Genomic DNA, 14,954 nt, shown 5'->3' with positions numbered 1-14,954 from the left:
ATTATATATTATTTGTTGGTTTTTGAATATAAAAATTATTAGCAAATAAATAAAATTTACGAAATAATTTTATTTATTATATTAAAGTAGACCAAAAATATATAAGAAATATCGGAATAGCTAAAATAGCAAACCACAGATTTAAAATTCCAATTGGAACTATTATAACTAACAAAAACCAATGAATTAGTATTTTTTTATTGCTTTGAAATTTTTGCTGAATATCTAAATTTCTAATTATCACAATCAAACCTGAGAGTGACCACCCATACAGGGCTAAATATCCGTGCATTTGCAGTAATAGGCTGTTTAAGAATTGATAGATAGAGATATCTGGATGAAAAAATTGTAAGCATATCATTGAAAGTCCGGTGAGAGAAGTTAAAATAAGAAAAAAAATTCCAGATATTAAAAACTTTTTATTTATAAAATAAGTGGAGTTTTTAAGAAACAGATAAAGAGTAAATATTATATAGATTATTAATAAACTAGCACAAATAATCTCTCCTATTGCTATTTTTAAGATTATAAATATGAAAAATATGATAACGCCAATGTTTACAAACCAAAAACTGATTTCCTCTTGCATTTTTAAAATCGGATCATCTTTGTGACCCATTAGATCGTAAATTATTGAAAATATTATTAAAGACAGCGGAAAGGAAAATCCTAGATAAAAATAATTTAAAGGCAAAACGTTTGAGGGCAATATTTGTAAATAATAATTATTTAAAATCGTTAATTCAGCTAAAACTATCCCAATTGACAGGCAAAGCAACGAAGCTAAGTGGAATTTTCTTTCAACAGGAACTTTGTAATTAAAGAAGGAAAATGGAAAGAATCCAAAATGATGAATCCTAACTCTTTCAACAAGCAAGACTAATGCTGCTCCTAAAATTAATGAGATCATATAGAGGTTTAGAAAAACACTTATACTGAAAAGAAACGATATTGCCAGATAAAGCCATGTGTTTTTTGAAAACCTAACTTCTTTATTTGTAAACCATAATATAACTGTCCCTCCTACAATTAGATTGAAGAAAAATATATGCAGACGCTGGATTTGAAACGATTCAGAAGATGTCCAAATAAGCAGGTCTTTTTGATGTGGAAAAACTAAGCCTGCAAAACCAAGCATAAAGCCTATAATTACCAGAAAATAAATAGTTAATTTTTCGTATATAGTCAAATTATCACCATATTATATATTTTATATGCAATATTACTAATTTTAGCATAAAAATACTTTAGAAATTGGTTAAGTTTTTATCATTAATTTGAAATTAAATTTAACAGTATATTTGCGTTGAATTCACGTAAATTATAATGTTTGATCTAAATATTATTTATGGTATAATACAATAAGTATTTAGATTAAGCTATATTAAGGAGGTTAAGGGATGTTAAGGGGAAGAGATTTATCAAGATCAAAGCTCTCTATTTCAAAAGATGAATTACTGACTGAAACTGGTTCGTACGATCACATTATGCAAAGGCGCTGGGTAGGGAAAGATCTTAAGTTGATTAAATACAGCATGAAAAGCTCTACGATGTTCGACGGAGAAAGCAAGTCAACTGAAGGGGATTCTTAGCTAAACTTGAGCCCATGTCCATTTGATGGATGTGGGCAACTTTTTTTAAGGGGGATTACTTGTTATTTATATTTTCTACTACATATGATACGACTGTAGATCTTTTAGTATATTATATTGGCGAGGATAAGGTATTTAGATTTAATACTGATATTTTTAAAGATTATAAAATATTTATAGATGAAGATTCATTTAAGATTGAGGACCCTACAGGTAGATACGTTACCGATAAGGACATTACAAAGGTTCTTTGGAGAAAGCCTTCCAGAATAAGAGATCTATTTCCTGAAGAAAGGCTATCTTCAGAAGATGCTTATTATGAAATAGAGATATGGTATGTAATGAGAGAGATAATCAATCTTCTATGGTCTGAAGGTAAAATTGTTTTAACTGAGCCCCTTGTGGATTATAGAGTGGGAAAATTTGTTCAACTAAAATGTGCTAAAAAGTTCTTTAATGTGCCTAAATATATTTTTAGATATGGTTTTGATAAGAAACTCAATACAGAAGGTGATACTATTATTAAGAGCCTTACATCTGAGCCAATTTCTGAGGATGGATCGGTAGTTTTCGCTACTAAAGTGAATCAAAATGAGTTAGATGTTAATTGTCCATGGTTTGTTCAGGAGTATGTTCACTCTCAGAAGGACATTACGGTAGTATTTGTAAGGGATGAAATATTTGCTTTTGAACTTGATAGAACTTCTTTTCTTGATAAAACGATTGACTGGAGAGAGCTTTCGGTTGATACTACTACTGATATGTGGTTGCCACACATTCTGCCAGACTGTGTAAGGGATTCTATTTTTCAGTTTATGAGAGAACTAAAACTTCACTTTGGAAGGTTTGACTTTCTATATGGCGAAGATAAGTACTATTTTTTGGAGATAAACCCAAACGGGCAATGGGCATGGTTAGATTCTGAGAGAAAGCTTAAACTATTGGATAAAGTTATTAATGAAATTTCACCCGATACGCCTCTTTATACCATTCCATTTTCAAGATATTAACTTCATATAGAATGAAAGATATTTTTAAGTTTTTCTTTCGTTATAAAAAAATTACACTTTTTATAATATTTCAGATTCTTTTTATCCAACTATTTCAACTTCTTAAGCCCTGGCCTGTAAAATTTGCATTTGATTATCTAATTGAAAAGAAAAATCTGCCTTTTAGTGCTGTGGGTTATCTGCCTTTCGATATCCAACTATTTATTCTTTGTGCGTCATTTGTATTAATATATTTTCTGTTAGGCGCGTTTGTACTGCTGAATAATATATCTAAAATATATTTTGGAAACGCAATATTGACCGATATTAGGTTGGATATTTATAGAAAATTACAGAAAATTCAGATCTCATATTTTAATAAAAAATCAGCAGGTGACATAATATATAGAACTATAAATGACACTCAGTCAATTCAGGTCATAGCAACAAAAATAATTTTTCCTTTGATTTCTTCAATAATTCTTCTCTTTGGAATATTTATTGTGATATTTCAAATCAATCAAAAGCTTTTATTTGTATTCTTCTTTACTATCCCTGTTTTGTTTTTGTCTATCTCTTTTCTAAATAAGGCTATTTTTAAGGTTTCAAATAAGTTAAGGGAAAAAGAGAGCAAGCTATTGTCTACGGTGGAATACTTCTTAAATAATATGCATATCGTGAGAATTTTTAACATGGAAGATTCTGAATACAAAAAATTCCAAACCTCCAGCAGCGACGCGCTTAGTCTAAATCTCCAACTTAATATTTTTGAAACTATTCATGCCTGGGTTGTAAATGTTCTAATCGCTTTGGGTACTGCAGTGATATTGTGGTTTGGGGTAAAACAGGTTTTGTCAAATGATTTGACCATTGGAGACTTGATAATATTTATTTCTTACTTAGAGTCCTTATATGGACCTATTAACAGCATTTCTCAGAGCATTAGCCTATATTATGAATCGAGGGCTGGTATAGAAAGAGTTCTATCTCTCCTAAATGAAAACGAACTAATAGTTGATGGACATGAATGTATAAAAAATAACATCATTAACTATATTGAGTTTAAAAATGTCAACTTTTTGTATGAATCTAATGACCTGCTAATTAAAGACGCAAATTTTAAAATTTTTCGTTCTGATAAGGTTGCTTTGGTTGGCAAGTCTGGATCTGGCAAGACTACAATCGCCTCTTTGTTGATTCGCTTTATTGAGCCCACTATGGGTGACATACTCATAAATGACAAAGATATAAAGGAATTCAAACTGGGATCACTCAGAGATAGCATTTGTTTGGTTGGGCAAAGACCAATATTGTTTAATGGAACAATTCTTGAAAATATAAAATATTCGAATTTTGATAAATCAGATTGCGATATAGATGAAATTTTAAAAATTGTATGTTTAGATGATTTTGTAAAAAACTTGCCAGATGGAATCCACACTCATGTGGGGGAGAGGGGATATATGCTTTCTGAGGGGCAAAGACAAAGAATATCTCTTGCGAGAGCCTTGCTCACAAACGCAGGAGTTTTTATCTTTGATGAGGCCACATCGGCAATCGACATAAACACACAAAAAGACTTATTTGAGAATATTATGAACAGATTTCAAGACAAGACTATTGTTTATACTACCCATAGGCCTGAGAACTTAAGATATTCTGATTATCTTCTGGTTATTCAAGAGGGCAGGATTTTTAAAACAGACAAAACAGATTATAAAATTTAATAGTTTACTAAAATGGTAAATTATTATACAATAATAGTATAGTAAATTAGTAAACTTTATTTATAAAAAATTTAAGTTTAAATGGCTGTGTGTAAGAAAGTTATAAATTTGATTATTAAAAATGTGATTCAAGGAGGATTTAAGATGAAAAGATCTATATATATGGATTATGCTGCTACTACTTTTGTAAGGCAAGGTGTTTTAGATGAGATGATGCCTTATTTCAAGGATAATTTCGCCAATCCATCTTCCTTGTATTCTTTTTCTGAGATCAACAAAAGTGCTATCAAGCTTGCGCGACATAAGGTAGCAAAAGTTATAAACTCGGATGAGAACGAGGTTTATTTTACATCTGGCGGTTCTGAAAGCGACAATTGGGCTATTAAGGGCATTGCATTTGCTAATAGAGCCAGGGGAAATCATATTATCACGTCACAGATAGAACATCATGCAATATTAAATGCAAGTAAGTTTCTTGAAAAGAATGGATTTTCTGTGACTTATTTGCCTGTAGACTCTGAAGGCTTTATAAAAATAGAGGATCTGAAAAATGCTATTACCGAGAAGACTATATTGGTTTCAATAATGTTTGCGAATAACGAAATTGGTACGATTGAGCCAGTATCAGAAATTGGAAAAATCTGTAGAGAAAAGGGTATATATTTTCATACTGATGCAGTCCAGGCAGTTGGACATTTGCCTATTGATGTAAAATCAATGAACATAGACCTGTTGTCTATGTCAGGCCACAAATTCTATGGGCCTAAAGGTGTCGGAGTATTGTATATAAGAAAAGGCGTTAAGATAGATAATTTAATTGATGGCGGTGCACAGGAAAGAGGTAAGAGAGCCAGTACAGAGAATGTGTCTGGAATTGTTGGATTGGGTAAGGCTATTGAAATTGCTGGAGAAGAGCTTGATTTTGAAATCAATCGTCTGAGAGTTTTAAGAGATAAGATAATTGAAGGCATTCTAAATAAAGTCCCTAATGCAAAGTTGAATGGTCCCAGAGGCGACAATAGATTGCCCAACAATGTAAACATTAGTTTTGTAGGAGTAGAGGGCGAGACCTTGCTCTTTGACCTGGATGACGCAGGAGTTTTTGTCTCTACTGGAAGTGCCTGTGCATCTGGTTCCCTGGAACCTTCGCATGTCCTGCTCTCGATCGGTCTATCTCATGAAGTCGCTCATGGTTCTGTAAGGATGACTCTTGGATTGAATACAACCGAAGAAGACGTTGACTATGTTTTAGATGTTTTGCCTAAAATTGTGGAAAGAAGAAGGGCTATGTCGCCCCTTTGGAGTCAAATTTTAGATAGAGAGGAGCAGATATCATGTACAGCGAGAAAGTAATGGATCATTTTAGAAACCCAAGAAATGTGGGCGTTATTTCTGACGCTGATGGAATAGGTGAAGTAGGCAATCCCAGATGCGGCGATATTATGAAGGTTTATATAAAAGTTAAGGATAATATTATTGAGGATGTAAAATATGAGACCTATGGCTGTGCATCTGCAATTGCATCATCTAGTATTGCAAGTGAGCTGATAAAAGGCAAGACGGTCGAAGAAGCGTGGGAGATAACAAATAGGGCTGTAGCAGAGGCATTGGATGGCTTACCTCCTATGAAAATGCATTGCAGCGTTTTGGCTGAAGAAGCAATACATAAAGCTATAAATGACTACAGAAAAGCCAATAATCTTGATCTGTGGAAAGAGAGGACGCATGCTGAGGTTATAAAGGATCATCAATGTAATAATTAAAATTTTAATTATATAAAATCAAATAACCACCCTTAGATTCATATTATCAAGTATTTTTGGGTGGTTATTTAACATAAAGAGTTGCATACTCAAGCTTCATTAGAAACACTTTTGAGTTTCTGATGGTAATTCGGTGTAGCTTGAAACAAAGCAATTTGTCAACTTGAAGTATTTTTTTAATAACAGTATAATTATTTATTGCTATTAGATAGGGGAGGTAATTTGTTATGGAAATTGTAAAATTAAAAAGTCTGTTCTCGGATTCTGATAATTTGATATCAAGATATGATGGATTAATTGTGAGAAAAAATATCGAAAAAATATTAGAAAATGATAATAAAGTTGTGATTGATTTTGAAGGGTTTGTCCTTATTACTCAGTCTTTTGGAGATGAGATAATAGGTGTAATAGTTCGCAATAAAGGTGTAGAATTTGTAAAAAATCATATAGGTTTAATTAATACAAATGGGCAAATAAAAGATGTTTTGAATTTTGTTGTAAGCTATAGCAAAAAGATGAAGACTGCTTAAAATAAGATTATTAAAATGGATTTTACTTTTGAAAATTTTGTTGAAGAATTCAATAATTTTGTAAAAATAAGTCAAAATGAGATTAATGTTTCAAACTACTGGTTTATTGAACCTATAGGTGGGGCAATATTGAAAGCTTTAGAACTAGAAAATTCTAATCTTAATGTACGTACAAATCCTTCATATTTATCATCTAGTTATATAAAAACTCTTTCTTCTAAATATAATATAGATAAAAATTATATTCCTTTAGAAATTGTAGACTTTAATAATATTAGAGAAAATGGCAATAAAATAGTTAATTTAATAATCCGTAACTTGCATAAAGAAGACAAAAATGATCTAAGTGATTATTTGATATATATGACTGGTGAACTTTTAAATAACGCTGTATATCATTCTTTAAGCGATAGAACACCTGTTATATCAGGACAGTATTTCTCAAAAAAGGGTAAAATTCAGATATGTATAATTGACAGAGGTGTAGGATTTTTATCTAATTTGAGAGGAAAATATAATGTCTTTACAGAGAGTGAAGCAATAATAAAAGCTTTAGAAAAAGGGGTTAGTTCTCCACCATCTAAAGTTAACCTTTATTATTCAGAAATAAATCATGCAGGTTATGGTTTGTATACTTTAAGAAGAATTATAGAAGAAACAAATGGCAGATTGATCATCATTTCTAACAATTGTGCAGTTAAATTAGGATGCAATAATATAAAAATATTATCTGAAGAGGTTAATTGGAAAGGCGTTATAGTTGTTTTTGAGCTTTCAGAAAGTGGTATGAGCGATATATTGAAACTTTATATGTTGCAATATTTCCTAAAGGCGTTTGTTTGGAATGATGATGATGATGATAAAATTTTCTGAGATAGGCTTTGAAGTTATTATAATTTTCTAAAATTTTTCTCAAGTTGCTTTATTGTAAAAGTTTCTTTTTTTTCTACCTGTTGGCTTCTATAAGCTCTTCTTTAATCTCTAAGGCTAATATATCCATTAATAGACTGTTTATCGAAATCATAAATGACCATTTATGTGACACTTATGAGATGTTTTTTATTGAGAATTTTTTAAAGTTCATAAAAGTAAGCTATATATACTAAACCTATTAATTATCACTCTATCGTTCTATTGAGTATTATGTTATCAATACTATTGACACGTAGTAATCAATATGGTATATTATTTTTGAAAATATAATTTAATACTTTTCGGAGGTGTAATAATGTCAGACAAGATTGTTGGTATCGACTTAGGTACTACTAATTCAGTTATTGCTGTAGTTGAAGGCGGCGAGCCTGTTGTAATACCAAATAGTGAGGGTAGTAGACTGACGCCATCTGTAGTCGGTTTTACAAAAACTGGTGATAGATTGGTAGGTCAACTTGCGAGAAGGCAGGCTGTACTTAACTCTGATAATACTGTTTATTCGGCGAAAAGGTTTATAGGGCATCGTTTTTCTGAGGTTTCTGCTGAGAAAAAAAGAGTGGCATATGAAGTTGTGCAGGGTCCTAATGATTCTGTAAAATTTAAAATACCAGTTGCAAATAAGGATCTCTCTCCTGAGGAGATATCCTCAATGATACTAATGAAGTTAAAGACTGATGCAGAGGCATATCTTGGCACCAAGATTACAAAAGCTGTTATTACTGTGCCCGCATATTTTAACGATTCACAAAGACAGGCTACAAAAGATGCTGGTAAAATCGCTGGCTTAGAAGTAGTAAGGATAATAAATGAGCCTACTGCTGCAGCTCTTGCTTATGGTTTGGATAAGAAAAAGAATGAAACAGTTCTTGTTTGGGATCTTGGCGGCGGAACATTTGATGTGTCAATATTAGAAGTTGGTGACGGAGTTTTCGAAGTAAAATCTACATCTGGAGATACTCACTTAGGCGGAGATGATTACGATCTAGCTCTTGCAACCTATCTGGCTGAAGAGTTCAAAAAGGATCAGGGAATAGATTTAAAAACTGATAAGCAAGCCTGGCAAAGACTGCTGGAGGGATCAGAGAAAGCTAAGATTGAGCTTTCTTCCATGACATCCACGAACATAAGCTTGCCATTTATTACTGCTGATCAAACTGGTCCAAAGCACCTTGAGATGGCTATTACCAGAGCAAAGTTTGAGGATATCACAAGAAGTCTTACCGAAAGATGTATCGCTCCATTTAGACAGGCTGTTGATGATGCAAAACTTAAGGTTGAAAATATAGATGAAATCATCCTTGTGGGCGGTTCTACCAGGATGCCTTCTGTTCAAGAGCTTGTAAAGAAGTTAATTGGAAAAGAACCAAATAAGGGAGTAAATCCTGATGAAGTTGTGGCTGTAGGCGCTGCTATTCAAGGCGCAGTTCTTACGGGAGAAGTAAAGGACATAGTTTTGTTAGACGTTACGCCGCTTTCTTTGGGCATTGAGACTCTTGGTGGCGTCTTTACAAAGATGATTGAGAGAAATACTACTATTCCTACTAAGAAGAGTGAAATATTTACCACAGCAGAGGATAGTCAGCCTGCCGTGGAAATTCATGTTCTTCAGGGAGAAAGAGCTATGGCAAGGGACAATAGAACCCTTGCAAGGTTTAGGTTGGAAGGATTGCCACCTGCTCCAAGAGGGGTACCTCAAATCGAAGTTGCTTTTGATATTGATGCAAATGGTATTTTAACTGTTCATGCGAAAGATCTTGGTACTGGCAAGGAGCAAAGGATTACCGTTACGGGAGCCTCTACCCTGTCTAAGGATGATATTGATGAAATGGTTAAGAAGGCTGAGCAATTTGCTGAAGAAGATAAGAGGATCAAAGAAGAAACTGATACAAGAAATCAGGCAGAAAGCTTCGCCTATAGCTTAGAGAAGACTCTTAAGGATATGGGCGATAAGGTTTCTCAAGATGAAAAAACAAAGATTGAAAAAGGAATTTCAGAATTGAGAGATCTGGTAAACAATAACGCTGCCAAGTCTGAAATTGAAGCAAAAATGAATGAGCTAAAAGAGCTAAGCTATAAGCTTAGCGAAGAAATTTATAAAAATAGCTCATCTACTGCCTCTTCTGGACCGACAACATCTGAGTCTTCACAACAAGGTCCTCAAGAAGGCGAAGTTATAGACGCTGATTTTAAAAAGGACAATTAAGAGAAATTCTAAAAATATTTTGTATTTGTTTTGAGAATTATTGCTTTTAAGATAGTTAAATGTTTTTGAGCTTGATTGTTTCTTTTGCTAAGGTAACGGGTGGCAACATTATAAATATGGTTATTTAAATTTGCTGTCACTCGTTACCAGGGCATCAATACTTGAAACATGTTTTGGAAAACTTTATAAATATTTAAGCAGTATATTGAAAGGAGGTAAAAATATGTCTGAGATAAAAATAGAAAACAATGATGAGTTCGACAAGGAGTCTAAAGACTATGTCGAAACTCCAATTGAAGATAAAGATGCTCTTATTGAGCAGCTAAAAAAAGAAGTAAGCGATTTGCAAAATAAATATCTAAGAAGTGTCGCTGATTATGACAATCTTAGAAAAAGAAATCAAAGAGAAATAGATTTTAAATCAAATGAGATAAGAAGAAGTTTCTTGTCTAAGATACTTCCCAATATTGATCAGCTTGAAAAAGCCCTGTCTTACTCTGACTCTGATAGCTTTAAAAAGGGAATAGAGATGGTTTACAAAAACCTGTATGAAGCGCTCAAATCGGAAAATGTTAAAAAGATTGACGCTGAGCCCGATAGCATCTTTAATCCACTTTATCATGAAATCGTTTTCGCAGAGGAATCAGATAAACCTGAAGGCACAATACTTCAAGAACTTAGTGCTGGTTATATGTATAACAACGAAGTATTGATCCCATCAAAAGTAAAAGTAAGCCGACCGCCCAAAAAGGAAGGCGAAATCTTAGATGAACTATAAAGACTATTATAAGATCCTTGGTGTAAACAAAAATGCTACTGAGAAAGAGATTAAGCAGGCTTATAAAAAGCTGGCAAGAAAATTTCACCCTGATCTCCCAGGCGGTGATGCCGAAAAATTTAAAGAGATAAACGAAGCCCACGAGGTATTATCAAATGTTGAAAAGAGAAAAATATACGATCAGATGGGGACTTCATGGACAGGCGGAGCGTCAGGCAATCAAAACGCAAATGGTGGATTCTATAATCAATATAACGTTAACCCTGGTGACTTTGACAATATCTTTGACCTCATAAATGGCATATTTGGTTCTAGCGGTAAGAAGGGCTTTTCCAGTAAGGGATTTTCACCATTTGACCTTTTTGGAAAGCAGCAAAACGTTAGAACAAATATGGGTCAAGATGTAGAATCTGAAGTAGTTTTATCTTTTCATGAATTTTTACACGGAACTACAAAAAAAGTAAATCTATCTTATTTAAAAAGAGACGTTGAGCTAAAGATTCCTGCTGGAGTAAAAGAAGGGTCCAAGATCAAGTTTAAAGGTTTGGGCCAAAATGGCGGAGATCTATATGTAAAAGTGAAGATCGAAAAAGATTCAAGATTTTCTTTTGACGGTGAAAACATTAAAACATCGATAAACATTTCTCTATTTACTGCACTTCTTGGAGGAGAGGCCTCGGTGGAAAGTCCTGATGGCAAGGTGACTGTAAAGATTCCACCCAGTTCTTCATCTGGAACAACTTTAAGATTAAAGGGACTTGGGTTATTAAAACATAATAAAGTTAGAGGCGATCTTCTTGTTAGTTTGAACGTACAAATTCCGAAAAATCTTTCAAAAGATGAGAAAGAGCTTGTAGAGAAATGGGCAAAGTTAAGGGGTGAGAAATAATGTCAGAAACAGTAGGTTTTTATGCAATTAGTATTGTTTCAAAGATGCTGTCAATTCACCCGCAGACTATAAGAAGATATGAAGAGTTGGGTTTGATTTGTCCAAAAAAGCTTGCTGGCAAAACAAGAGTTTTTAGCGATGAAGATATTGAAGTGTTAAAAAAGATTCAGGAATTTACAAAAGACCTTGGAATAAATATAGCTGGAGTGGAGGTAATATTAAGGCTTTCGAAGCGTGTAGAGGAGTTAGAGTCTGAAGTGTTAAGACTAAATAGTATCTTGGAAAAAATTTCTCAAGAGAAAGAAGGTGAGAATAATGAATCCAGATAAATTTACCGAACAATTAAGAGATTCTTTGGAATCAGCACAAAGAATTTTAATATCTTTTCAGAATAGCCAGCTGGATGTGGAACATCTTTTGTATGCGATGCTTAGTCAGCAAGAGGGACTTGTTGGGAATATATTAACAAGAGCTGGCATTAACAAGAACGATATTAAAAGTAAACTGGAATCAATCTTACACAAATTGCCAAAAATCCAATATTCATCCGCAACTCCACAAATTTACATTACTCCTTCTCTAAAAAAAGTTTTGGATATTGCTGAGGAAGAAGCTATCAGGCTAAAAGATGAATTTGTAGGAATTGATCATGTTTTGATCGCGATTGTAAAGGAGGGCGAGAGCCCTGCTTCAAGATTATTGAATGAATACGGCTTTACAGAAGAAAAAGTTTACCAAATACTTAAAGATATAAGAGGTACCCAAAGAGTGACGGATCCTGGTGCTGAAGATAAATATCAAGCCCTTGAAAAATATACAAGAAATTTAACTCAACTTGCTTTAGAAGGAAAGCTAGATCCTGTAATAGGTAGGGATGAAGAGATTGAAAGAGTTATGCAAATCCTTTCAAGAAGGACGAAAAACAATCCTGTATTAATAGGTGAACCAGGTGTAGGAAAGACTGCTATTGTTGATGGCATTGCTCAAAAGATAGCTTCAAACGATGTTCCTGAAATATTGAAAGGCAAACAACTTCTATCTCTTGATATGGGTGCGCTCATAGCTGGAACAAAGTTTAGAGGCGAATTCGAGGAGAGATTGAAGGCAATAATTGATTCTGTAACTAAGACGCAAAATTATATATTGTTTATTGATGAATTGCACACTGTAGTTGGAGCAGGCGCTGCAGAAGGCGCTATGGATGCGTCTAATCTTTTGAAACCTGCTCTTGCAAGAGGTGAACTGAGGGTGATAGGAGCTACTACACTCGACGAATACAAAAAGCATATTGAAAAAGACCCAGCACTTGAAAGAAGGTTTCAACCAGTTTTTGTTAAGGAACCCAGCGTAGAGGATACTGTTTCTATCTTAAAGGGCCTAAGAGATAAATATGAGGCGCATCACAGGGTGAAGATAACTGATGATGCAATAGAATCGGCTGCTAATCTCTCTGAGAGGTATATATCCGATAGATTTTTGCCAGATAAAGCTATAGATTTGATTGACGAAGCTGCTGCAAAGGTAAGGATCCAACTTTCAAATATGCCAACAGACCTCAAAGAAATGGAAAATAAACTTTCAAGATTAAATCAAGAAGGCCAAGAGGCCGTTAAAAGAGAAGACTATGAATCGGCTGCAAAGTTAAAAAATGAATCTGATTCACTTTCAAAAGAATTTAAAGAAAAAAGAGATAAATGGCTTATTGACAAAAAGGTTAATGAGGTTGTAGATAAAGAAGATATTGCAAATCTGGTTTCCAGGTGGACAGGGATACCTGTAACAGAATTGGTTCAAGAAGAAGTTGACAAATTGACTAAGATGGAGGACATATTACATAAAAGAATAATTGGTCAAGATGAGGCAGTCGAAGCTGTCTCAGAAGCTATCAGGAGATCAAGGTCTGGATTAAAGGATCCGAAGAGGCCTGTAGGATCCTTTCTATTCTTGGGGCCAACTGGTGTGGGCAAAACTGAGCTTAGCAAGGCGCTGGCTGCCTTTTTATTTAAAGATGAAAATGCTTTGGTAAGGATTGATATGTCAGAGTATATGGAAAAGCATTCTGTATCAAGGTTGGTTGGAGCTCCTCCAGGATATGTGGGATATGAAGAAGGTGGACAGCTTACTGAGGTTATCAGAAGAAGGCCATACTCTGTGATCCTTTTGGACGAAATTGAGAAAGCCCATCCTGATGTGTTTAACATATTGTTGCAGGTTCTTGATGATGGCAGATTGACTGACGGTAAGGGCAGGACTATAGATTTTAGAAATACTGTTATAATAATGACATCTAACTTGGGTTCTGATGTATTGTTAAATACAAATGTGGAAGACGAGCACGAATTTGAAAAAGCTAAAAATAGAGTTCTATCTTTGTTAAACTCTTCCTTCAGACCGGAATTTTTAAATAGAATTGATGAGATTGTCGTATTTAAGCCACTTTCGAGATCTGATATAGAGAAAATTGTAAAATTGATAATAGATAATATACAGGAAAGATTGAGCGAAAGAAAGATTAATATTATACTAACAGATGAAGCTAAAGACTTTTTTGCCAGAGAAGGATATGAGCCAACTATGGGAGCGAGACCTCTAAAAAGGTTTATGCAGAAAAAACTTGAGAATCTCATTGCAAAAGAAATTTTAAATAAAAACTTAAAAGAGGGAGATAATGTGAAAATAGTTGTAGAGAATAATAATATCTCTTTGGTAATAGAAAATTGAATCCTTTTGATATAATTTGGTTTCTATTTATAATTTTTGCCTTTACCCCTGTTCTACAGCAAAAATATCTTGAGAGTATGAGGGTAAGGACCATAAGGTCTCTTGAAAAGAAGATGAACTCAAGGGTTATCACCCTCATTCACAGACAGGAGACTATATCATTTTTTGGAATTCCTCTTTCAAGATATATTGATATTGACGATTCTGAGCAAATATTGAGAGCCATAAGGCTTACAGAAAAAGATATGCCTATCGATATTATCATGCACACGCCTGGAGGGCTGGTGCTGGCTGCCGAACAGATAGCAAAGGCACTTATCAGGCATCCTGCGCAGGTGAGGGTTTTCGTCCCTCACTACGCAATGTCTGGCGGTACTATGCTCGCTCTCGCTGCCGATGAGATATACCTTGATGAGAATGCTGTCTTAGGACCTGTAGACCCTCAGTTAGGAGAATATCCTGCAGTTTCTATTATTCAGGCTGTAAGAGAAAAGGGCATGGAGAATGTGGAAGATAAAACCTTGATTTTGGCAGACATGTCACAAAAAGCTATTAATCAAGTAAAGAGCACTATAAGGCAGCTTTTGTCTGATAGGATGGACAACGAAAGGGCATCATTTTTAGCCGATCTCTTTACAAGCGGAAAATGGACCCATGATTATCCGATTTCATTTGAAGAGATAAAGAATTTGAGCATTCCGGTTAAAAATGATTTGCCAGATGAGGTATATGAACTGATGGAATTGTATCCCCAGGCTGGCAACAGAAGGCCTTCGGTGCAATTTATTCCTATTCCATATAGACTTCCTACGAAAGGTAAATAAGGTAT

Annotated in this window: 14 protein-coding genes; 13 read left to right on the top strand and 1 reads right to left on the bottom strand. The window is 34.0% G+C overall.

The window, feature by feature from the left end; all coding sequences use genetic code 11:
- Positions 1–76: 76 nt before the first annotated feature.
- The gene (locus V4762_RS08345; RefSeq protein ID WP_347315322.1) at positions 77–1,189 is read right to left on the bottom strand and encodes a hypothetical protein; all 1,113 of its coding nucleotides are present in this window, start codon (positions 1,187–1,189) and stop codon (positions 77–79) included.
- 211 nt (positions 1,190–1,400) lie between these two features.
- Between V4762_RS08345 and V4762_RS08340 the strand changes: the two genes are divergently transcribed.
- The 13 genes from V4762_RS08340 to V4762_RS08280 all read left to right on the top strand — a co-directional run bounded on the left by V4762_RS08340 (position 1,401) and on the right by V4762_RS08280 (position 14,949).
- Positions 1,401–1,592 carry a hypothetical protein gene (locus V4762_RS08340; RefSeq protein WP_347315321.1) on the top strand — a complete coding sequence of 64 codons (192 nt, stop codon included), beginning with the start codon at positions 1,401–1,403 and terminating at the stop codon, positions 1,590–1,592.
- Positions 1,593–1,651: 59 nt separating this feature from the next.
- Entirely contained in the window at positions 1,652–2,602 is a 951-nt protein-coding gene (locus V4762_RS08335) for a hypothetical protein (protein ID WP_347315320.1), read from the top strand.
- 11 nt (positions 2,603–2,613) lie between these two features.
- Positions 2,614–4,308, top strand: coding sequence for an ABC transporter ATP-binding protein (locus V4762_RS08330; RefSeq protein ID WP_347315319.1), 1,695 nt, complete (start codon positions 2,614–2,616; stop codon positions 4,306–4,308).
- 144 nt (positions 4,309–4,452) lie between these two features.
- Positions 4,453–5,661 carry a cysteine desulfurase NifS gene (nifS, locus tag V4762_RS08325; protein WP_347315318.1) on the top strand — a complete coding sequence of 403 codons (1,209 nt, stop codon included), beginning with the start codon at positions 4,453–4,455 and terminating at the stop codon, positions 5,659–5,661.
- A complete protein-coding gene (gene nifU, locus V4762_RS08320; protein WP_347315317.1) occupies positions 5,643–6,071 on the top strand; it encodes a Fe-S cluster assembly scaffold protein NifU in 429 nt (142 codons plus the stop codon). The genes nifS and nifU overlap by 19 nt, the downstream gene beginning before the upstream one ends.
- Positions 6,072–6,298: 227 nt before the next feature.
- The gene (locus V4762_RS08315) at positions 6,299–6,601 is read left to right on the top strand and encodes an STAS-like domain-containing protein (RefSeq protein WP_347315316.1); all 303 of its coding nucleotides are present in this window, start codon (positions 6,299–6,301) and stop codon (positions 6,599–6,601) included.
- Between the two features lie 15 nt (positions 6,602–6,616).
- A complete protein-coding gene (locus V4762_RS08310; protein ID WP_347315315.1) occupies positions 6,617–7,474 on the top strand; it encodes an ATP-binding protein in 858 nt (285 codons plus the stop codon).
- Between the two features lie 355 nt (positions 7,475–7,829).
- On the top strand, positions 7,830–9,737 hold the full coding sequence (gene dnaK, locus V4762_RS08305) for a molecular chaperone DnaK (protein WP_347315314.1): 1,908 nt from the start codon (positions 7,830–7,832) through the stop codon (positions 9,735–9,737).
- 223 nt (positions 9,738–9,960) lie between these two features.
- On the top strand, positions 9,961–10,515 hold the full coding sequence (locus tag V4762_RS08300) for a nucleotide exchange factor GrpE (RefSeq protein WP_347315313.1): 555 nt from the start codon (positions 9,961–9,963) through the stop codon (positions 10,513–10,515).
- Positions 10,505–11,404, top strand: coding sequence for a J domain-containing protein (locus tag V4762_RS08295; protein ID WP_347315312.1), 900 nt, complete (start codon positions 10,505–10,507; stop codon positions 11,402–11,404). The genes V4762_RS08300 and V4762_RS08295 overlap by 11 nt, the downstream gene beginning before the upstream one ends.
- Positions 11,404–11,733 carry a MerR family transcriptional regulator gene (locus V4762_RS08290; RefSeq protein WP_347315311.1) on the top strand — a complete coding sequence of 110 codons (330 nt, stop codon included), beginning with the start codon at positions 11,404–11,406 and terminating at the stop codon, positions 11,731–11,733. The genes V4762_RS08295 and V4762_RS08290 overlap by 1 nt, the downstream gene beginning before the upstream one ends.
- Positions 11,720–14,125: an ATP-dependent Clp protease ATP-binding subunit gene (locus tag V4762_RS08285; RefSeq protein WP_347315310.1), complete on the top strand. Its 2,406-nt coding sequence runs from the start codon at positions 11,720–11,722 to the stop codon at positions 14,123–14,125. The genes V4762_RS08290 and V4762_RS08285 overlap by 14 nt, the downstream gene beginning before the upstream one ends.
- A complete protein-coding gene (locus V4762_RS08280; protein ID WP_347315309.1) occupies positions 14,122–14,949 on the top strand; it encodes an SDH family Clp fold serine proteinase in 828 nt (275 codons plus the stop codon). The genes V4762_RS08285 and V4762_RS08280 overlap by 4 nt, the downstream gene beginning before the upstream one ends.
- Positions 14,950–14,954: the final 5 nt, after the last annotated feature.

The sequence above is a fragment of the Thermodesulfobium sp. 4217-1 genome (genome assembly GCF_039822205.1).
Lineage (GTDB): Bacteria > Thermodesulfobiota > Thermodesulfobiia > Thermodesulfobiales > Thermodesulfobiaceae > Thermodesulfobium.
The sequence above is the reverse complement of the archived record's forward strand: the minus strand, read 5'-3'. Positions and strand labels throughout refer to the sequence as shown.

Coding starts and splice junctions, on each gene's coding strand:
- V4762_RS08340 (WP_347315321.1), top strand. CDS start 1,401: ATGTTAAGGGGAAGAGATTTATCAAGATCAAAGCTCTCTATTTCAAAA.
- V4762_RS08330 (WP_347315319.1), top strand. CDS start 2,614: ATGAAAGATATTTTTAAGTTTTTCTTTCGTTATAAAAAAATTACACTT.
- nifS (WP_347315318.1), top strand. CDS start 4,453: ATGAAAAGATCTATATATATGGATTATGCTGCTACTACTTTTGTAAGG.
- nifU (WP_347315317.1), top strand. CDS start 5,643: ATGTACAGCGAGAAAGTAATGGATCATTTTAGAAACCCAAGAAATGTG.
- V4762_RS08315 (WP_347315316.1), top strand. CDS start 6,299: ATGGAAATTGTAAAATTAAAAAGTCTGTTCTCGGATTCTGATAATTTG.
- V4762_RS08310 (WP_347315315.1), top strand. CDS start 6,617: ATGGATTTTACTTTTGAAAATTTTGTTGAAGAATTCAATAATTTTGTA.
- dnaK (WP_347315314.1), top strand. CDS start 7,830: ATGTCAGACAAGATTGTTGGTATCGACTTAGGTACTACTAATTCAGTT.
- V4762_RS08300 (WP_347315313.1), top strand. CDS start 9,961: ATGTCTGAGATAAAAATAGAAAACAATGATGAGTTCGACAAGGAGTCT.
- V4762_RS08295 (WP_347315312.1), top strand. CDS start 10,505: ATGAACTATAAAGACTATTATAAGATCCTTGGTGTAAACAAAAATGCT.
- V4762_RS08290 (WP_347315311.1), top strand. CDS start 11,404: ATGTCAGAAACAGTAGGTTTTTATGCAATTAGTATTGTTTCAAAGATG.
- V4762_RS08285 (WP_347315310.1), top strand. CDS start 11,720: ATGAATCCAGATAAATTTACCGAACAATTAAGAGATTCTTTGGAATCA.